This is a genomic window from Methylotenera sp. N17, from assembly GCF_000799155.1.
Classification (GTDB): domain Bacteria; phylum Pseudomonadota; class Gammaproteobacteria; order Burkholderiales; family Methylophilaceae; genus Methylophilus.
The window spans coordinates 1,851,383-1,872,251 of sequence record NZ_JUGE01000001.1 but is presented as its reverse complement, the minus strand read 5'-3'; the positions used below and the strand labels follow the sequence as shown (position 1 = coordinate 1,872,251).

Below are 20,869 nucleotides of genomic sequence, written 5' to 3'. Positions count from 1 at the left end.
TTAGTTAATGGTAGTTACCGGCCCAAATGAGAGGTATTACTAAAATTTACTGAATGTCTCAAAAGTCCCCAAGCTGACGTTGGAAGTTTTAATCACCTCGCCAAAATTTCTATAAAAATTTTATTTATTTAAAAATTTGTTATGGCAGTAATCAATAAATTGTCGTATTCGGAATGGGATTTGAGTTCTTTCTGTGTAATACATATAGATCCCCAATCTTGCAGTTGTTCCTTCTGGAATTAATCTAATTAACGCCCCTGTATCAAGTTCTTGCTTAACAAGATATTCACTTAACTGCCCTATACCTAATCCAAGTTTTACTGCATCAATCTCAGCTTCAATGTTGTTGAATCTGGCAATTGCTGGCACGTGCACATACGTAAGTTCCCCATCTACCTGTATTTCCCATGGCATTTCTTTGCCAGTTTGAGGATGCAGGAAGCCTGTGCATCGGTGATTTTGAATGTCTTCTATGTTGGATGGTATTCCGTACTCCTCAAGATAAGATGGCGCTGCGCAGATAACAGATACGATGTCTCCCAGCTTTCTAGAAATTACGTTTCTTTCGGGCGAAAGCCCTGTCCTAAAACCGATATCTATTCTTTGACTGATGGTGTCTACAAAAGCATCACTCAGCATCAAATCAAAATGCACATCTGGATAAGACAGTTGAAACTCATGCATGAGTGGTACCAGAACTCGATTGCCGAATGCCAGGGGGGCTGCCAATCGAATGCGCCCACTCATGCCACGTTTATTTTCCTGGAGTTCGTCTAATGCATCGTTCAGCAATTGCATACCAGGGTTGGCATTTTGATATAAACGCTCTCCCTCTTCCGTTAAGCTCAGATGGCGTGTAGTCCTATGAAGAAGCTTCACCCCAAGATTTTTCTCTAAATGCTTAACGGACTTGCTTACTGCCTGTGGAGACACACCTTCATCAATGGCTGCTTTTCTAAAGCTCAACTTATTAGCTACGGCTAAAAACATGGTTAAAGAACGGGTTAACTCCATATAAACAACCTTTAGTTGATAATTAAACAATTATATTGTGTATTTTATTGGTAATCCAGAATAACTATGATGGCTCCCATGTACTGCACTTCGCAGCACATTTAAACAACAGGAGAACATCATGAGTACAAATTCAAAGGTATGGTTTATTACTGGCGCATCAAGAGGTTTTGGTGCATTAATCGCTAAAGATGCGTTAGCACGCGGCGATAAGGTGGTTGCTACGGCTCGTAACCCACAAACTGTCATTAATGCTTTAGGCAGTCACCCTAACTTGTTGGCATTAAAATTAGATGTTACCAATGAGCAAGCTGCCATTGAGGCGGCAGAACAATCTATCCAACAATTTTCACGTATTGATATTCTTGTTAACAATGCCGGTTATGGGTTGCTAGGAGCAGTTGAAGAATCAGGAGATCAAGAAGTAAAAGATTTATTTAACACCAATGTTTTTGGGGTGCTGAATGTTATTCGTGCAGTTGCACCATATATGCGCAAACAGGCTAGTGGTCACATCATTAACATTTCATCAATAGGCGGCTATGCCTCTTACCCAGGTTGGGGAGTGTATTGCGCTACCAAGTTTGCAGTAGAAGCGCTTACAGAGTCACTGGCATATGAGCTCCAACCGTTCGGAATCAAGGCTACAACTGTCGAACCAGGCTTCTTCCGTACAGATTTTTTAGATAGTACCTCACTTGTTTCTACCAAGAAAAATTTTGCAGAATATGCTGAAACTGTGGGAGCTATGCGTGACTTTGCAGCATCAGCTAATCATGCCCAGCCAGGCGATCCTACTAAGTTATCCAAAGCAATCTTGGAATTAGTAGATAGTGAGAATCCTCCTTTGAGATTGCCACTAGGCTCAGATACCGTCCAAAAGATCACTGAAAAAAATCAATTCGTTCAGAAAGAGTTGGATGCCTGGAAAGACCTAGCTGTTTCTACTGACTTTGTTTGAACTACATCTCCAGCACTTTAGTGCTGGAGATTGTTAACCAATCGAATATGAAAATTTTAATGAAAGGATACATTATGAAAAGCACCTTACTCATTATCGGATCTGGACCAGGTATTGGCTTGGCTACAGCTCAACGGTTTGCTAGAGAAGGTTACGAAGTTGTGTTGTCTTCACGCAATCTTAAAAACCTGCAAGCTCAGTCTGCAAAGTTGAGTACATATGGGGTAAAAGCAACATTAGAAGTCGCTGATGCTAATGATTCAACCCAGATTGATAACTTGGTAGCTAGATTAGCTAATAAGACTCGTCTCACAGTTCTCTATAACGCTGGCGTGCTTCGCTATGATGAAGCGGGCAATCTTAAGCCCATGACATTGACTGATCACTCCAGAGAGCAGCTGGAATCAGACATCAATATCAATTTGACGAGCGCTTTAGTTGCGGTACGCGCAGCAGAAATTGGCATGTCACTTCAGAACGAAGGTTCCATTTTTATAACAGGAGGCGGCTTTGGCATCAATCCATCTCCCGACTTTCTGCCTATCAGTATTGGCAAAGCTGGCATTCGAGCTCTCACAAAAGGCATGTTCGAGCCGCTCAAAGCTAAAGGTATACACATTGGCACAGTAACGGTTAGCAAGCTTATTGATTCAGACTCGCAAGAATCCCGAGATGTAGCAGACATATTTTGGGATATGGAATCCTCTCCCAAAGAGGCTTGGGTTTGGGAACGAGTTTACGGCTAATCAATTTAACGGAGAAGTATCATGAAAGCACTAATTGTTATCGCTCATCCCGAGCCTCTAAGTATGAACCATTCAATGATGGCAGTGATGACTGAGCAGTTGATGCTCCATGGATGGTCAGTTGAAAAATCTGATCTTTATGCTGATGGATTTAAAATGGCTCCTTCTCCAGCTGACTTCAATCAAAGAAGCAACCCCATGCGTTTTTCCTTGGCTCATGAACAGCGTAATGCAAGTGTATCCAATAGCTATCACCAAGAGATATTAAGTCAGCAAAATGTTGTGAAAGACGCTGACTTAATCATCTTTCAATTTCCACTTTGGTGGTATTCGGTTCCAGCAATACTCAAAGGCTGGGTGGAAAGAGTGTTGAGCAATGGTTTTGCCTATGATGATGAGCACATGTTTGAAAACGGCTTGTTAAAAGGTAAACGTGCAATGCTCTCTTTGACAACCGGAGCTACTAGAGAAGAGCTGATTGCTGATAGCAAGTACACGGGATCAATTGAGCAAATGCTGAAGCCTTTCATTGGCGGAGTTCTAAAATTCTGTGGAATAAATTTGGCTTCGACTTTTATAGCTCCAGCCGTGAGTCGTATGAACAAAAATGACATCGAGAATATGTTCAAAAGTTTACGTTTAGAAATTGACCGTGTTGTAGCTAATTATCCAAATGAAAATTCGATTGAATCTACCAATGCATCTTTATTTGAAACTATTTAAAGGATAAAACATGAAAAAGAAATTAACTTTAGTTGCATTTATATATGCAAAACCTGAATGCAAAGACGAGTTGGCTACTAGGCTGAAATCGTTAATTGACCTTAGTAGATCTGAGCCAGGATGTATCAATTATGATTTACACCAATCTTCAGATGATCCTACAGTATTTGTTATGTATGAAAATTGGTATGATCGAAGCGATTTAGATCAGCACTTTAATATGCCATACATGCAGGAAATATTGAAAACTTTGCCTGATTTGCTACGGGCACCGCTGGAATTACATTATCTAGATATGCTATCAAAGCCAAGCTGAGAGACTACACTTTGAGATGTTTGACTTCGTAGATCTGCTTTGGGCCGATATCTGCAGTTTAAAAAACCTAAGCTTAGGGGACAGCTTTGTCCCCATCACCGCAGAATCCCCAAAGCAGACATTTAGCTAGGATTTAGATAACATTATTTATGTTGTAATTGTCAATTTACAGCGGATCTACTTATTCTTTTCCGCAGCCAGATATATACCCCCGTGATGCTAAGCATAACGATAGCTACACCCAGAACAGATACAAAAACTTTATAAGGTAAGCCCAGTATATTGGCCATGTGTAGCGTAAAAAGCCAAGTGGTGACAGTGTTCCCCTCATATTGCCCTGTCGGCAACAATAGTAATTTGAAGGCCCCAGTGTTGGCATCAATAAATAGTTGTGTTTGGCCCCCATGGTCTTGAATGTCTCGGCTACTGCGCACACGGTAATCGTAAACACCAAGGCTTTTATTATAGTAAAGTGATACTGCTCTAATTACCTTAAATCCTTGTGTTGTGGCTTTTTCTGCCATTAAGTTCTGAGCGATTTGTTCTGCTAGTAACCAGCCAATGTGTGGTGAGTTTGTAGTATCATCAACTGGTTTAAATTCTGTCCAATAGGCTTTGTACTCCATCACGCTTTGGGTGGCTTTGGTATATACGGTATCCCATAAGTTCATATACACACTCGACCACGCAAACGTAAGCAATATTAGCCATAGCCACAAACCACCTGAACGATGTAAATCAAAATTAAGCTTATAAGCATTTGCATGCCAGCGTATAAGCCATGCTGGTTTCCAGCGGGCAAGCCAGCTTTTCTTAGTGTGAATACGTTGACGCTTGATTGATAATGATTTTGCCGGAAAAGTAAGATACAACCCTATAAAGCAATCTAATGTCCAAATTAGAGCAATAATGCCCAGTGCCCACATCCCAAAATCTGACAAAGCGAGTTCGTAATGTAAGCGGTAAATAAAGGGCATAAAGTTAATCATGCCCTGTGAGATGGCTCCGAATTGGCGAAGCCCTAACTGCTCACCCGTATATGGGTTAATAAATATTTGGTTAAATGGTAGAGAATAGAGCTGATTGGTTTCAGGATTGATTTTGGGTGCTACGTACACAGCCCGTGACCCGATTGCACCCCACTGAACCCTGGTTGCCATTGCCTGCGGCTGTAACTGCTCGGCGCGTAAAGCTAGTTGTGCAAGGCTCATCATGGGTTTACCTTGCTGTTCGGTTGGGTAAAGCTCAGGGTTTATCCAGCCTTCCAGCTCCGGATAAAATGCAAGCAAACTGCCGGTGAGGCCAATAATGAGCAGAAAGCCTGCCATTATCAGCCCCAACCAACGGTGTATTACTACCCACAGTTTACGGTTCATTCGTTTTGATGTCTAAAAATCAAAACGAACTGTTGCTATTGCATTGGTAGGTGCATTTGGCAGATTGCTTGATGTGCTACGCAAGTAATAAAACTTCTCATTAAATACATTGTTCACATTGATTTGCGTAGTCACCTTGGTTTTATTTAACATAAACTTGTACGCAGTATATAAATCAACGGTCGTGTATTTGCCGTCGCTGTATGTATTTGCAGCATCGCCATAGCGTTGACCACTGCCAAATAACCCTCCACCTACAGATAAGCCAAGTGGTTGTGTACCAAATACGTTGTAATCTAACCATAAACTGTATTGATACTTGGGTGCGTAGGGTAAGCGGTTACCTTGATTGCCCCTACCGTCTTTAGTAATTTCTGTATCGGTTAATGCTAACGAGCCGATTGCACGTAAGTTATCTGTGATTTTGCCCTGCACATCTACTTCCAAGCCCTTACTCTGCGCTTCGCCTATAGCTTCGGTACGGTTGGCGTTAACAGGATTGGGGGTTGGGATATTCGTTTTAGTCAGATCAAACGCGGCAACGTTGACACTAAAGCGCCCATCTAAAACCTCTGCTTTCATACCTACTTCACACTGACGCGCCTCTTCTGGTTTGTATAGCGTATCGGCCTCATAGTTAAATGACATACCAAAGGATTCCGCACAATTGCCATACAGTGATAACCACTGCACGGGTTGATACAGCAAGCCTATGCGTGGTGTAGTTTTGCTGTCATTACGATGATATATATCCGTTGGGCTGTAGTAAGCAAATGATAAATCTTGCTTAACGTTATCGTGACGCAACCCAGCATGTAATTGCCATTGATCATTCAACTTAATTTGGTCTTGCGCATAGAACCCAAGGCTAGTGACTTTATAAGTTCCAAAGCCATCATAACTACCTGTGAGTAATGGGTCTAAATCGATATAGTTATTTTTGTAGGTAAACACATTTACACTGTCTACACTGCGATCAAATACACCGAAACTTAGACGAGAGTTGATGTATTCGGTACCAAATAGTAACTTATGCTTGATTGGCCCAGTTTCAAGATCACCAGTTACATTTGCCCAGCTGGTACGTGTTTTAAAGTGCTCTTCACCAATGTAAGTATTGCGATTGATATTGCCGCTTGCATCCGCATTACCAAAATAAATAATGTTTAAATCTCTATCTTGCACATTGTTGAATACGCCTGCAGCTAATTTCCAGCCATTATCAAATCGATATGAGCCGTTCAAGTCAGTGCTCATGCTTTTGTAGTCATCGTGATCATTTTGGTTAAAGCTACGGCTTCTGGGTACATCGGCAATCTTGCCGTTCACAACAGGCACACCACGGTCATACACCATACGGTCACGTTGTGGCTCCACGCTCAAGTTTATTTCCAACTTATCGTTTGGTCTAAACGCAAGCGCCATGGGTATAACATAACGGTCACTATTCGTCACATCACGATAACTATCTGTTTGGCTCCAGGCAGCATCAATGCGGTAGCTTAATATTCCTGCATCATCAATTGCACCTGTGGCACTGGCTTGCGTTCTAAAAAAGTCAAACGAGCCTATGCTTTGCTGAAATGAATATGCAGTTTCTTTTTGCGGTTTTTTGGTCACGATATTGATCAGACCACTGGGGTCAGTTGGGCCATACAACATTGAAGCCGGGCCTTTTAACACCTCAACACGCTCGACATTGGCCAGATCAAACCTGAGTAATGGGATGCGAATGCCATTGCGATACCCACTAGCAGTTTGTAGAAAGCCGCGAATGCTATATTGCTCCATTACGCCACCATACGAGTGCTGTGTTTGCACACCACTTACATTACGTATCACATCGGCAATTTTTTGAGCATTTTGTGTTCCCAGCACTTCCTCGGGCACCACTTGAATAGAAAGTGGCGTTTCAATTAATGGTGTGTCTGTTTTAGTTGCAGTGCTGGCGCTGTATGGATAAGCATCCGCAATTGATGAAGCCTTGACTTCAATCGTTCCCAATTCGATGGCGTCATCGGCAGCCCATAGGGGGTGAGATAGCGTAGTGAATGCACCCAACACGCATGTATGTACTAATCTGTTCATGTTGCTTCCCTTAAAAAATGAATAACCAACTCAGCTAGTGAGTTGTGAAAATTAACTTTTAAGCAAAAAGCGGCGGTGCGTGTGAGTGCGGTGGAAGAGAGGTGAAAACGCTATATAAAGGTTGTTCAATTACCGCTTGACGCTGAGCAACGGCTGTTAAAATCGAGACGATAATTGCATGTGATGGCACAATGGCTACATCAGATACAGAATGGCTGCAGAATGGGCAGTGCTCTAAATGATGCACTAACTCTTGATGGTCTGATTTAGAAGGCTTAATGTTAAATTCGGTCACTAGTTGCCGACCTTGCGTTGTCATGACTTGAATACTTACTTTACGGCCATCACTGGTACATACGTCCTGCGTGAAATTCCTACCAGACATGGCATTCAATGCATGCGAAATGCTGGGCGCAAAGCTTGCGAATACAATCGCCGCGAGAGCGATCTTGCATATCAATTGCTGAAATTTGACCGATAACATCCATGAATTTTAACATTTCTACTCTAAAAAAGATAACCGACCTTTAAGCTATGAAGGTCAGCTTATTCCTCTAAGCAGCCTCCAGTATGCTTAGTGGGTTAAAATTTATTGCCCACCTTACGTTTTACGTATTGAAACCACTTGCTTAACCAGTGTTCGAAATCATCCACATAGGTATAGGCTACTGGGATAATCAGTAGACTTAACAGTGTAGAAGTCAAAAGCCCACCTATCACAGCTACCGCCATCGGGCTTCTAAACGAGTTGTCCGCAGTGCCCATGGAAAGTGCAATCGGCAGCATGCCGGCGGTCATTGCAATGGTGGTCATGATGATGGGTCTTGCGCGCTTATGGCAGGCATCAATAAGCGCATCTAGGCGGCTCATGGCATGTTCACGGCGCGCCATGATGGCATATTCCACCAGTAGTATGGAGTTCTTGGTGGCAATCCCCATCAGCATAATCAGGCCAATCAGGGATGGCATGGAGAACGATTTTTGTGCAATCAGCAACCCCATAAATGCGCCGCCTAAGGAGAGTGGCAGTGCAACTAAAATGGTGATGGGTTGCAAGAAGTCTTTAAACAACAGTACCAGTACAAAGTAGATGCAGATGACGCCGGTGAGCATGGCTAGACCAAAGCTACCAAATAGCTCAGCCATCATTTCAGAATCGCCAACCTCGGTAAAACTCACGCCCGCAGGCAACTGTTGTAGGCTAGGTAATGCTTTGACTTCGGTACTGATATCGCCCAAGGCAGCACCAGACAGCTCAATATTAAATTGAATGTTGCGCGCGCGATCGTAGCGGTCAATCACTGCCGGGCCACTCTTCATTTCCAGCGTCGCCACTTGGTCTAAGGGCACTGCACCTTTTGCGCCGGGGATTGCCAGCTTGCCCAATACCTCTAGATCTTTTTTCGCTTCTTCGTTGAGTTTGACCACTATAGGCACTTGGCGCTGATCCAGATTGAGCTTGGGCAACGCTTGTTCGTAGTCACCTGCCGTGGCAATGCGCAGGGTCTCGCCAATGATAGAGGTGGTCACCCCCAAGTCGGCGGCTTTCGCAAAGTCTGGCGTGACCACGACTTCTTGTCGTACCAAAGATGCGCTTGATGCGATGTTGCCCAACCCTTGCACCGTACGCAAATCAGTCTCCAGCGCTCTGGCCGCTTGTTGCAAGGCCTCCGGATTGTCACCAGTCAGGGCAATGATGTATTTTTCCCCAGAGCCACCTAAGCCCACTTTGATTCTTGCGGCGGACAGTGCTTGCAAAGTGTTGCGCATTTCATTTTCAATGATTTGCTTTTTAGGCCGTTGTCCACGCGGGTCAAGTTGGATAGTGAGCGTCGCGTTACGTGTTTCACTTGCGCCGCCACCAGCAAATGGGTCGCTACCGGCGCTGCCACCGCCAATGGTGGTGTAAACGCTATTGATGTGCTTAACTTTAGCCAATATTAGGCGTGCCTGCTCTGCTTTGGCCGTGGTTTCTGCCAACGTGGCACCCGGCGCTAATTCGATTTGCACTTGGGTTTGAGAGTTGTCATCTGCCGGCACAAAACCTTTAGGCAGCAATGGCACCAGCATCAATGACATGATGAAAAACCCAATGGCAAACAAGATGCTGATGCTGCGGTGGCGGATGCACCAGCTGGCCAGCTTAAGGTAAGCCTGCATCAGACGGCTGTCTTTTTCTTCTTGTTGGCCGTCTTTAATTAAATAAGCCGCCATCATCGGCGTTAATAAACGCGCGACTACCAGTGAGGTAAATACGGCAATAGCTGCCGTCCAACCAAATTGTTTAAAGAACTTGCCCGGTATGCCATCCATAAATGCGGTAGGTAGAAACACGGCAATCAGCGTGAAGGTGGTGGCGACCACAGCCAACCCAATTTCCTCGGTGGCTTCCATGGCTGCTTGGTAAGGTGTCTTGCCCATCCGGATATGCCGGACAATATTTTCTACTTCTACAATGGCGTCATCCACCAAAATCCCCACCACTAGCGATAGCGCCAGCAAGGTGACGATGTTGATAGAAAAGCCAAGGTAATTCATGCCAATAAACGTGGGGATAACTGAAAGCGGCAAGGCGATGGCGGAGACAAAGGTTGCGCGGAAGTTGCGCAAAAATAACCACACCACTAACACTGCCAGCAGCGCGCCTTCGTAAAGCATGGTCATAGACGCATCAAACTCTTCTTGCACGGGCGCCACAAAATTAAACGCTTCGGTCAGTTCAATATCGGGGTGTGCTGCCTTCAACTCTTTCAACACTTTATCTACGCCGCTACCCACATCAAGCTCACTGGCGCCACGGCTACGGCTGACTTCAAACCCCAATACCTTTTTGCCGTTTAATAAGGCCGCTGATTTTGGTTCGGCATAGGTGTCTTCAATCTTGGCAATTTCATCTAACCGGAAGCGTCTGCCATCACTCAATGTAATCGTGGTCTCTGCTAAATCTTGTGCTGATTTAACAGTGGCAATGGTGCGTATGGGTTGCTCGCTCCCACTCAGTTTGGTCACACCGCCTGATGTTTCCATTTGCGTCATACCAAGCTGGCGTGAAATGTCAGCGGCTGAGGCGTTTAATGCCTGTAGTTTTTCTGTATCTAGCGCCACCCATATTTGACGGGTCACACCACCCACACGCCCAACACTGCCCACGCCTTTAACGGTGAGTAGCTTTTTGGTCAGCGTGTCATCCACAAACCAAGACAGTGCCTCGATATCCATCTTGTTAGACGCGATGGTGAACGCCAACACAGGCGAACTAGCTAAATCTAGCTTTCTGACAATCGGTTCGCGTAGATCGGTCGGCAAGTCTGCACGCACTTCCGATACCGCAGAACGTACGTCATCCACGGCTTCTTGCACTGGTTTTTCCAGCCTGAACTCGCAGGTGATAGTCACGCTACCATCTTGGATTTTGGTGGTGATATGGCGTAAGCCTTGTAGCTTGGCAATGCTGTTTTCAATCTTGCGGGCCACTTGGTTTTCAAGTTGGGTAGGGGATGCACCGGGCAAGCTGGCAGTAACCGTGACTGTAGGTAAATCCAAATCCGGGAAGTTTTGGATTTTCATGGCCTTAAAGCCCATGAGTCCCGCCAGCGTCAGCAAGATAAAGAGAATCAGGCTGGGTACCGGATTTTTAATGGCCCAGTTAGAAATATTCCAGCTGGTGGGCTCGGTGTGGCTTGGGGTCATATCATTCATAGGTATGCTTTAGAAAATAACGTAATGGCCGCAGTGTTAATGGGCAGCAGTCTCAGCAATGCGCACCAGATCGCCATCCGATAAAAATGCGCCACCACTGGCCACATAATTTGCGTTGGCATCCGGCAGGTCTAGGATTTCCACCAAATGGCCTTCTCTATTGCCCAGTGTGACTTTGATTTGGTGAATATGATGGCTGTCGTCTATCTGCATCAGATAATTAAAGCCATCACGCATCACAATTGCGCTGTAGGGCAGGGTGTTGGTCTCAGCCGCTGCCAATTGAATCTCACCTTTAGCAAACATCCCCGGTCTAGCCTGTTGATTAGGGATATCTACATATACCAGTGTGTTGCGGGTATTGCTGTCCGCAGTTGGCGCCAGTGTGCGCACTTTGCCAGTGATTTGGCTGCTGTCTGGCAAAGTGAGTTTAACGGCCATCCCGGCTTGCACTTTGCTGATGTTTTCTGCATTGAATTCACCACGCCATTCGATTCTGCCTAGCCTAATCAAGCGAAATAGCTCAAGCCCGGAAGAAACGACCTGGCCTACGGTAGCATCGCGTTTGGATATTACGCCGTTATCTGGCGCGAGCAGCAAGGTTTGTGTGCGTTTGATGTTCTGTGCATCCCAAGCTGCCTGTGCAGACTGAAAGCGTGCTTTGGTGCTGGCCTCTGTGCTCAAGTATTGATCCACTTGCTGCTTGCTCAGTGCGCCTGAGTCTTGAATACTGCGCGCACGTTGCGCATTGCCTTCCGCCTCAATCATCGCCGCTTTGGCTTCAGCCACATTGGCTTGTGCTTGTGCCAGATCTGCCTGTATGGTGCTGTCGTTAAAGCGCGCAATCACTTGCCCGCGCTTGACTGTGTCACCTACATTGACCAACACTTCTTTAATGGCCAGTCCGTTGACTTCTGCGCCAATGATGGCCTCCTGCCAGGCCGCGACACTGCCGTTGGCAATGATGGTTTGATGCATCATGGTGCGCTGCGGTTTTACTTGCTCAACAGTCAATGCGGGCTTGCCTACTGCTTGCGTGGTTTTGTCGGTATCCGCAGGGGTAGGCGCTGCGGCCTGATGGCTTATCAGTTGCTGAATGCCAACAATCACAATGCCCGCTGCAACTATCCAGAATAAGGTACGTAGGTATTTCTTTTTTTGTGTCGAGCTCATGAGGCTTCTTTCTTTTCGGCATGTGATTGATCAGATGCATTGTCCAAAGGTTGGGCTTGCTGTGCTGGGGATTGCCAACCACCCCCGGCGGCACGATAAAGGTTGAGCCAAGCATTGGCGCGCGTTTGCTGTAAGGTCAGGGCGTTTTTTTGTGCTTGTAATACATTGCGTTTGGCTTCTTCCACTTCTAGTTTGCTAGCAAAACCAGCCTTTTCTTTAGCCTCGGTAAGATGCAGGCTGGTAGCCAGTTTGTCTAAGCTCTGCAACACATCTTGCTGTCTTTCTCCGGTATCGTGCAAGTTTACCAATGCTGTTTCTGTTTCCTTTACAGCGTTCTGAATAGCACCACGATATTTGGCAGAAGCTTCAAGATAGCGTGCTTCGGCCGTGTCTTGCGTGGCTTTGAGCGCGCCGCCATCAAAGATAGGTAAGGTCAGCTGAATCGGCCCTAGCGACCATACTCGTCCTTTGCTTTCAAATGTCATATTGGTGGTTTTAAGCCAACCGATAGAACCTTGCAAACTCACACTTGGTAAGCGGTCTGCAACCGCCTGCTTGATATCTGCCGCTGCACGTATCACATCGACTTCTGCGCGATAAATATCCGGGCGCTGCCGTATGGCCGTGGCTGGAATTTCTTCAATCACGAATAAGCGGTCCAAATCCAACTGTGGCGTATTGGCTTCTGCAGTGGCGAGCTTTTGGCGTAATTCAGGCTCCGGATAATAGGTGAGTGCCGTCAGGTTTTTGACTTCCAGTTCGCATTGCGAAACTTGGTATTTGGCTTGTTGCTTTGCATCCATCATATTGGCGATAGCCGTAGATTGTTCGCCGGCATCTTTAAACCCGGCCTGATAAGCAATTTCTGTCAATTTGGCTGTGAATTCACTAGAGCTGAATACTTGATCCTGCAGTGTGGATTGTTGGCGGCACAAGACATAATTGAAATAACTGGTGGCAACCTCTGCCGCTACTGAGACGCGGGCTTCATGCCAGCTTGCATTGGCAGCATGCTCTTGGGCGATGGTGGCGTTGCGTAAAGCGCTATTGCTGCCGTATAAATCTAACTCCCAAGACGCTTGCAGATTGGCTTGATAAGTATTGGTTGGGCTGGTATTGGCAAATCCAAATCCGCCACCGCCGACTGCGCTACCACCCCCTTTGAGTTGCGTATTTTTAGGTTGCTGCAAGCTACGTGAGGCGCTTAAGGTGCCATCTAGCTTAGGCAGTAAGTTAGCGCCCGCTTTCACCCGGTTAGCACGCGCTTCGGCCATGTTGGCAACCGCGGTGGCGACATCCGGTGCTTGCATTTGGGCTTGAGTAATCAGGTCTAGCAGCACCGGATTAGGATATTGCTGCCAGAACTCATTCAGATGTTTAATCTGCCCTCCATGTGGCAGTGGTGCTTGCCATTGTGTGGGTGGTTGTGTCGCGGCAATGGTGTTGAATGGATTATATTTTTGGGTGAGCCCATCCAATAATGTGCAGCCGCTTAATATACTTGCGATGATGACCGGCGATAACCGTGAAATTAGCTGTTGCTGCATACCCGCCCCTTTCTGCGCGCAGTTTCAGCTTCTATCATGCCTATTGCAAACATCACCATGCGCTCAAGCATGATATCCAGCGCCGCTTCTGTTTCAATCAGTTGCGGACAAAGCTTTTCAATCACGTCACGCCCCGCAAATAAATGCACACCCATAGACACGATGCAAAACGCTAAACGATGCAAGTCGTCATCTGCGTTATCTAATCCCAAATGTTGTTTGAGTACGGTTAGTAGCGCTTGATGATGGGGGGTAATTTCGTTATCAATGGTATTTCGCCACAAACCAGTGGGCTCAATGATCTCGCGCATATGCAAGCGAATACACTGGCGAACCAGTTCGTTTTGCTTCATCGGTTCAACAAAGCCACTCAATAAGCCAGTTAATGCCTGCTCCAGTGACATATCCTGTTGGTCAAACAAAGGAATGTCATCGCTAGGGCAGCCCATTGGTTCGGTATAAGCAGCTTTGTACAAACCATTCTTATCGCCAAAGTAATAAGAAATAGCGGATACGTTGACGTTAGCGGTCTTGGCAATCTGCCGGACGGTGGTACGTTCGTAGCCTTGCTCTGAAAACAGCTTGAGGGCGGTCAGCAAGATATTTTCGCGTGGCTGAATGTCGGGATTGGGTGTGGACATTAAAAAATAAATCAAACGTTTGTTTTAAAAGTGTAGTGTAAATTCAAACAAGTGTTTGAATCAAGCGATTTTTTATGTTGATTGGAAGATGTTTGTAACGGGCTGATAACTAGGGCGCCTTGAACTTACGTGCCACCTTGAATCACTTTTATAAGTGCTGAGCAAGTAAATCACTCAGCCAATCCATCAAGATACGCACGCGCTTGGATAAATTGCGCCGATGTGGATACAAAATAGAAACAGGCATAGGCGGTGCTGTATAGTTTTTCAGCACCTCAACCAATTGGCCAGTAAGTAGATACTCTTGTGCGCCTAGTAGTGGTGCTTGCATTACCCCTAGCCCTGCGATGCATGCCGCTCGGTAAGCATCTGTGTTGTTTACAGTGATGCGGCTTTGCATAGAAACTTTCTGGCATTGTTGGCCATCCCAATACTCGAAAGCATCAAATTTTTGGCCACCACTCACGTTGTAATGTACTAGCAAATGTTTGTCTAAATCCTTCAACTCTTTGGGTTCGCCATGTGCAGCAATATAGGCAGGGCTCACAAAATTAGTTTGCCGCATCTCGCCTACTTTTCTCACAATCAGCCCGGAATCCGCAAGATTGCCAGTTCTAATGACGCAATCGTAGCCTTCCGCAATCAAATCGACATGCCGATCACTGCTATTCAATTCAATATGGAGGTTGGGGTACTTTTGAAAAAATTCCGGCAAATGAGGAATGACTAGCTGTCTGGCCATTGGGTGTGACATATCCACACGGATGACCCCTTGCACGCTGCGATCATCTGTTAAAAAAAGCGATGCCAGCTCATCTAGCTCACTGAGCACATCTTTGCCGCGCTCATAGAACAGCTGACCATCTGGTGTGAGTTGTACTTTTCTGGTGGTTCTGTGGAGTAACTGCGTTTCTAGCTTTGTTTCTAATTGTTGAATAGCTTGTGAGATGCTCGCTTTGGGTAAGCCTAATGCGTCTGCTGCGCGTGTAAAGCTGCCTAATTCGGCTACTCTTAAAAAGCGTTTAATCGCTTCGGTATTGTCCATATAGATACTGTTTATTGTTAATTTATTATGAACAGTGTAATCAAATATTGCATATTTATCACTGATTAATTAATCAATAGAATGACGTTCATTGATTCACAACCATAGGAGAAACAACATGCAAGTCAACATTGGACTGATTACAGGGGCAAGCCGTGGTCTTGGCAAAAATACGGCGTTGGCGATGGCTGCACAAGGGATTGATGTAGTGCTGACCTATCACAGCAAAAAAGATGCAGCGGAGGCCGTGGTGGCTGAGATCCAGCGCATGGGGCGCAAAGCAGCTGCTTTGCAGTTAGATGTGACGCATGCCAAATCATTTGCAGATTTTGCCGCGCGCTTACAGCAAGTGTTGCAAAGCAATTGGCAAACGGAACGGTTTGATTATTTGGTCAACAATGCGGGCACTGGTGTGACAGCACCTTTTGCAGAAACGACCGAAGCGATGTTTGATGACATGGTGAATATACATCTCAAATCGACTTATTTTTTAAGCCAAGCAATGTTGCCGCTGTTAAATGATGGCGGCCGCATTATCAATATCTCCAGTGGTTTAGCACGTTTTGCTTTGCCGGGGTACAGCGCATACGCCGCCATGAAAGGTGGTATTGAAGTGCTCACACGGTATATGTCCAAAGAGTTGGGCGCACGCAGAATCAATGTGAATACCGTAGCACCCGGCGCGATTGAAACAGATTTTGGTGACGGCTTGGTGCGTGATAACAAAGAAGTAAATGCTTACATTGCCTCTCAAACGGCACTTGGTAGAGTAGGGGTGCCAGATGATATTGGCCCAATGATTGCCGCTTTGTTATCGGAAAATAATCGTTGGGTAAATGCGCAAAGAATTGAGGTGTCTGGAGGGATGCTCATCTAATAAACGATAAAACGATAGCCCAGGCGAGATGCAAATGCTGTATGTATCTCGCCTAGGATTTGTATTGCAACTGGCTAACTATACTTATGCCAAATCAAAGCGATCTAAGCGCATGACTTTGTCCCATGCTTTTACAAAGTCACGCAAGAAAGCATGTTGTGCATCGCTGCTTGCATAAACCTCAGCAATAGCACGTAGTTGGGCGTTAGAGCCAAACATTAAATCCACCACCGTCGCTGTCCATTTAACTTTACCGGTTGCGCGATCCAAACCTTCAAATACGCCTTCAGCGCTAGATGATTTTTGCCATTGGGTACTCATGTCCAGCAGGTTCACAAAAAAGTCGTTAGTGAGTACTTCCGGACGCTGCGTAAACAGACCATGCTGAGTATGCCCATAGTTGGCATGCAACGCACGTAAGCCACCTATCAGCACTGTTAATTCTGGCGCCGTCAGTGTGAGCAGGTTGGCCTTGTCTAGCAGACGTTCTGCTGCGGTGGATGCAAACCCAGCTTTGGCATAATTGCGGAATCCATCTGTGGTCGGCTCGAGCACAGCAAATGAATCAGCATCAGTTTGCGCTGGTGTCGCGTCAGTTCGGCCGGGTGAGAACGGCACTTTGACATTATAGCCAGCCTTTTTGCCGGCTTCTTCCACCGCAGCGCATCCGCCTAATACAATCAAATCAGCAAGCGATACTTGCTTACCGCTAGACTGCGCAGCGTTAAATTCTGCTTGGATGGCCGATAGTGTTTGCAAGATTACGCTGAGTTCGGCCGGCTGATTCACTTCCCAATCTTTTTGTGGCGCAAGGCGTAAACGCGCACCATTGGCGCCTCCGCGTTTATCAGTGCCACGGAAAGTAGATGCAGATGCCCAAGCGGTGGTCACTAGTTGTGCAATAGAAAGCCCGGATGTCAGCAGCTTTGCTTTCAATCCAGTGATGTCCTGCTCTTCGATTAATGCATGATTGGCCGCAGGTACTGGGTCTTGCCAGATCAGTGTTTCTTTCGGCACAAGCGGGCCAAGATAGCGCGAGATAGGACCCATATCGCGATGGGTCAACTTAAACCAAGCTCTTGCAAAAGCATCTGCAAACTCGGCAGGGTGTTGATGGTAATGGCGAGAAATTTTCTCGTAAACTGGGTCCATCTTCAGTGCGAGATCAGCAGTGGACATAATCGGCGCGTGGCGTAGCGTCGGGTCATGTGCATCGGGCACGGTGCCAGCGCCAGCACCGCCTTTTGGTATCCATTGGCGTGCACCGGCTGGGCTCTTCGTGAGTTCCCAATCGAATTTGAACAGAATATCAAAATAGTCGTTATCCCATTGGGTGGGGTGCGTGGTCCATGCGCCTTCTAATCCGCTGGTTATCGTATGTACACCCTTACCTGTACCAAAGCTGTTTTGCCAGCCAATCCCTTGTGCTTCAATACCTGCGCCCTCTGGCTCCGCCCCTACATATTGCGTTGGCGCAGCGGCACCGTGACACTTGCCAAAGGTGTGCCCACCAGCGACGAGTGCCACAGTCTCTTCGTCATTCATGGCCATACGCGCAAAGGTTTCACGGATGTCACGTGCAGAGGCAATCGGGTCGGGGTTGCCATTCGGCCCTTCTGGGTTCACATAAATCAAGCCCATTTGTACTGCGCCTAGCGGATTCTCAAGCTCACGGTCACCGGTGTAACGTTGGTCTCCCATCCACTCTGCTTCTGGCCCCCAATAAATCTCTTCTGGCTCCCAAACATCTTTGCGGCCACCGCCAAAACCAAAAGTTTTGAGCCCCATGGATTCCAACGCCACATTGCCTGTGAGCATCATCAGGTCTGCCCATGAGAGTTTTTTGCCGTACTTTTGTTTAATGGGCCAGAGTAGCCGACGTGCTTTGTCTAAATTGCAATTGTCAGGCCAGCTATTGAGTGGTGCAAAACGTTGTGTGCCAGAGCCCGCACCACCGCGGCCATCTGCAATACGGTAGGTGCCTGCTGCATGCCAAGCCATGCGAATAAAAAACGGACCGTAATGTCCGTAATCGGCAGGCCACCAGTCTTGGGAGTCTGTCATCAAAGCATGTAAATCTTCAATCACTGCATTCAAGTCTAGACTTTTAAATGCTTCCGCATAGTTAAAGTCATCCCCCATGGGGTCTAGTAATGGCGAATGCTGGTTTAAAAGTTTGGTATTTAGCTGGTTAGGCCACCAGTCGGCGTTGGTATGCGCACCGGCAATCGCATTTTTGGGTACGCCGCCTGAGAACGGACATTTTGATTGTGTAGACAAGGCCATCTCCTTTGCTTATTTGTTAGTCGTTATTGATGAAAGCATCATGTACTTGAGCCATCTTTCACGCATGCCATTGTCACAGGATACACGTTCAGTGTTGTACTGATTGCTTAACAACAATGACATCATGAACCGATTAGAAAACGAGTGTATGTTTTTGTTCATGAATGACAGCTAAGAAAAATCATGAACACTTGTATTGCTTGGGTTGGGCTAGCTTTTCTCGTTGTAGCTGAAACCGTTATGTATAGGTACTACATATATGCTTTTAATATTATTAATAGTTATATGGTTATTACAATAAAGTATTTTTAATTATTAAATGGGTTTGCTAAAGTGCAGAAATTCTTTAAAGGGAATACAAACCCATGAGCTTAGTTCAACCAAAATTCACTCAAGAAAATGACGAAGCTGTATTAACAGCCATTGCCAATGCAATTTCTTTGATACAAAAGCAAACCGGGTATGGCTCCGTAGAAATCACTGTGCACGATGGACGTGTGACGCAAATTGAGCGTCGTGAAAAAGTCAGGTTTGAAACAAAATCAACTGCTTTTAAAAAATAGCTACCAGCATCTGGCGCTAAACCAATCATTAAAAACCATTGACCAGACCACTGGAAGACGATTAGGAGTTGAACACAATGCAATATAAAACAATTATTCGCGCATTAGCATTATCAGGGATGATCTTAAACCCAGCTTTGGGCTGGAGTGAGGAAGCCGCGGCTGCTGTCACCGCAGAGGCCACGCAAGAGGATGTTGCACAACAGGAAAAAGTCAAAGCGCGTTTAGAGGAAATCAAGGCCGAAGAAAAAGCCGCTGCCAAAGCCGCAAATGGTTACTACGTTGAGCGCCGCAGTTATGGCACACAAAAAGAAACCGAGCCACCTAAGTATGTCAAACAGGCCAACAAAACTTGGCTGAAAGATTTTGATGCATTTTCCGATGTAGATTGGCTAGATGTTGGTTTTGAGTATCGTGCGCGTTATGAGAGCCGCCAAAACGATTTCCGTCGTGCACGAGAAAACATTGATGACCCACTCTTACTGCGTTCACGTGCTTATGTGGGCTTGAAAAATATTCTTGACCCATTCCGTTTCGCCGTTGAATTGCAAGATTCTCGTCGTAATCACAGTGATTACAACGACAGCACTGATCGTCGCTTGTCTAGCGATCCAAGAGATATCGACCATGCAGACATTCTGCAGGCTTACTTGGAACTGTATTACAAAGACAGTATTTTCGGGAAAGATGATCTAGGGAATAGCCGTCCATTCTGGGTGCGTGGTGGTCGTTTAGCTTGGGAAGACTTGGATCGCCGTTTGATTGCGCGTAACGAATGGCGCAACACAACGAATACTTTCCAGGGTGTTCGTGCCAATATTGGTGAGAAGAAAAATGACTGGCAGTTAGAGGCGTTTGCAGTACAACCGATACAGCGCTTTACTTCGCAGTTGGATAAAATCGATCACGCTCAGAAATTTTACGGTCTTGTGGGCGATTGGCGCGGCTGGTCTGAATACGTGACGATACAACCATACTACTTCTATCTGAAGCAGGATGGTAGCAAGGTTCAGTATGACGGTAACGGCTCAGCGTATAACGATCGCACTGTTTACACTGCGATACAGCAGGCAAGAGCGAGTATTGATCGGGAAGTGAGCACTGGTGGTATCCGCGTATATGGCGTGATTCCGGGTACACAGTGGGACTACGATGCTGCTTACAATAAACAATGGGGGCATGTAGAGCGTTTTATCGGCACTACGGTACCCGCTGGCCGCTATATTACTGTCGATCATGATGCTTATGCCTATAATGCGGAAATTGGCTACACCTTCGCCAAGCAATCATGGAAACCACGTTTGAGTGCTTCTTACGGCGTTGCCAGTGGTGACCATGTATCAGGAGGCAACACCAATACCGATACTTCTGATGCGCAAGGTTTTGACCGCTTGTTTGGGTTTGCGCGCCCTTGGTCTAACAACGACTATGTGCAAATGAACAATATCCGTGCGGCCAAAGTACGTGTTGAGTTTGATCCGAAAGTACCTTTCCTGGATAACGTAAAAGTCGACACTGGCTTCAGTTGGTATCACTTAGATGATGCGACAGACCGTTGGGCTGCGGGTAACAACTTACAGGATGCAAGTGGCAGGTCTGGCAGAGATTTGGGTAAAGAGTATGACTTAAGGGTACGTTTCCCACTGAATCAATATGCTTCGCTTAACTTAGGCTACGCGCATTTCTGGGCCGGTGATTTTGTACAAGATGCGGTAAGTGCTACGGCAGCAAATCGCACTGCCTTTGACCAAAATCGCTCAGACAGCTCAAACTTCTTCTACACCGAACTCACTTTATTGGGCTTTTAATTAGGC

The 20,869-nt window shown here is 46.1% G+C and carries 17 protein-coding genes; 7 read left to right on the top strand and 10 right to left on the bottom strand.

The genetic code is table 11. The annotated features are described in order from the left end of the window. Positions 1-120: 120 nt before the first annotated feature. Complete coding sequence (locus FG11_RS08885) at positions 121-1,014, bottom strand: LysR family transcriptional regulator (protein WP_235276364.1); 894 nt, start codon at positions 1,012-1,014, stop codon at positions 121-123. Between the two features lie 121 nt (positions 1,015-1,135). Here FG11_RS08885 and FG11_RS08880 point away from each other — a divergent pair, with 121 nt between their 5' ends. The 4 genes from FG11_RS08880 to FG11_RS08865 all read left to right on the top strand — a co-directional run bounded on the left by FG11_RS08880 (position 1,136) and on the right by FG11_RS08865 (position 3,760). Next, positions 1,136-1,975, top strand: a complete 840-nt coding sequence (locus tag FG11_RS08880; RefSeq protein ID WP_020182729.1) for an oxidoreductase — start codon at positions 1,136-1,138, stop codon at positions 1,973-1,975. 74 nt (positions 1,976-2,049) lie between these two features. Continuing rightward, complete coding sequence (locus tag FG11_RS08875) at positions 2,050-2,721, top strand: SDR family oxidoreductase (protein ID WP_047536020.1); 672 nt, start codon at positions 2,050-2,052, stop codon at positions 2,719-2,721. Positions 2,722-2,742: 21 nt separating this feature from the next. Continuing rightward, positions 2,743-3,444 carry an NAD(P)H-dependent oxidoreductase gene (locus tag FG11_RS08870; protein WP_026361793.1) on the top strand — a complete coding sequence of 234 codons (702 nt, stop codon included), beginning with the start codon at positions 2,743-2,745 and terminating at the stop codon, positions 3,442-3,444. 10 nt (positions 3,445-3,454) lie between these two features. Next, positions 3,455-3,760: a putative quinol monooxygenase gene (locus tag FG11_RS08865; protein WP_047534421.1), complete on the top strand. Its 306-nt coding sequence runs from the start codon at positions 3,455-3,457 to the stop codon at positions 3,758-3,760. A gap of 161 nt (positions 3,761-3,921) precedes the next feature. On the opposite strand, the gene FG11_RS08860 is transcribed toward FG11_RS08865, so the two are convergent. From FG11_RS08860 to FG11_RS08825, 8 genes are all read right to left on the bottom strand, one after another. Continuing rightward, positions 3,922-5,136: a PepSY-associated TM helix domain-containing protein gene (locus FG11_RS08860; RefSeq protein WP_047534419.1), complete on the bottom strand. Its 1,215-nt coding sequence runs from the start codon at positions 5,134-5,136 to the stop codon at positions 3,922-3,924. Between the two features lie 12 nt (positions 5,137-5,148). Further along, positions 5,149-7,224, bottom strand: a complete 2,076-nt coding sequence (locus tag FG11_RS08855) for a TonB-dependent siderophore receptor (RefSeq protein WP_052184997.1) — start codon at positions 7,222-7,224, stop codon at positions 5,149-5,151. 58 nt (positions 7,225-7,282) lie between these two features. After that, a complete protein-coding gene (locus tag FG11_RS08850) occupies positions 7,283-7,708 on the bottom strand; it encodes a DUF2946 domain-containing protein (RefSeq protein ID WP_020182723.1) in 426 nt (141 codons plus the stop codon). 98 nt (positions 7,709-7,806) lie between these two features. Then, the gene (locus FG11_RS08845) at positions 7,807-10,923 is read right to left on the bottom strand and encodes an efflux RND transporter permease subunit (RefSeq protein ID WP_020182722.1); all 3,117 of its coding nucleotides are present in this window, start codon (positions 10,921-10,923) and stop codon (positions 7,807-7,809) included. Between the two features lie 36 nt (positions 10,924-10,959). Next, a complete protein-coding gene (locus FG11_RS08840; RefSeq protein ID WP_025224791.1) occupies positions 10,960-12,096 on the bottom strand; it encodes an efflux RND transporter periplasmic adaptor subunit in 1,137 nt (378 codons plus the stop codon). Then, positions 12,093-13,643 (bottom strand): efflux transporter outer membrane subunit, encoded by a 1,551-nt coding sequence (locus FG11_RS08835; RefSeq protein ID WP_052184996.1) that lies wholly within the window; start codon positions 13,641-13,643, stop codon positions 12,093-12,095. Before FG11_RS08835 ends, FG11_RS08840 begins: the two co-directional genes overlap by 4 nt. After that, positions 13,628-14,284, bottom strand: a complete 657-nt coding sequence (locus FG11_RS08830) for a CerR family C-terminal domain-containing protein (protein ID WP_029647645.1) — start codon at positions 14,282-14,284, stop codon at positions 13,628-13,630. Before FG11_RS08830 ends, FG11_RS08835 begins: the two co-directional genes overlap by 16 nt. Before the next feature lie 148 nt (positions 14,285-14,432). Then, positions 14,433-15,329 (bottom strand): LysR family transcriptional regulator, encoded by an 897-nt coding sequence (locus FG11_RS08825; protein WP_047534417.1) that lies wholly within the window; start codon positions 15,327-15,329, stop codon positions 14,433-14,435. A 118-nt stretch (positions 15,330-15,447) separates the two neighbouring features. Between FG11_RS08825 and FG11_RS08820 the strand changes: the two genes are divergently transcribed. Further along, positions 15,448-16,206 (top strand): SDR family NAD(P)-dependent oxidoreductase, encoded by a 759-nt coding sequence (locus tag FG11_RS08820; protein WP_047534414.1) that lies wholly within the window; start codon positions 15,448-15,450, stop codon positions 16,204-16,206. 84 nt (positions 16,207-16,290) lie between these two features. Here the strand turns inward: FG11_RS08820 and katG are convergent, their stop codons facing one another. Further along, positions 16,291-18,492, bottom strand: a complete 2,202-nt coding sequence (gene katG / locus FG11_RS08815) for a catalase/peroxidase HPI (RefSeq protein ID WP_047534411.1) — start codon at positions 18,490-18,492, stop codon at positions 16,291-16,293. Between the two features lie 365 nt (positions 18,493-18,857). Between katG and FG11_RS08810 the strand changes: the two genes are divergently transcribed. Beyond that, complete coding sequence (locus FG11_RS08810; protein WP_025224787.1) at positions 18,858-19,055, top strand: YezD family protein; 198 nt, start codon at positions 18,858-18,860, stop codon at positions 19,053-19,055. 77 nt (positions 19,056-19,132) lie between these two features. Beyond that, a complete protein-coding gene (locus FG11_RS08805; protein WP_047534408.1) occupies positions 19,133-20,863 on the top strand; it encodes an alginate export family protein in 1,731 nt (576 codons plus the stop codon). Positions 20,864-20,869: the final 6 nt, after the last annotated feature.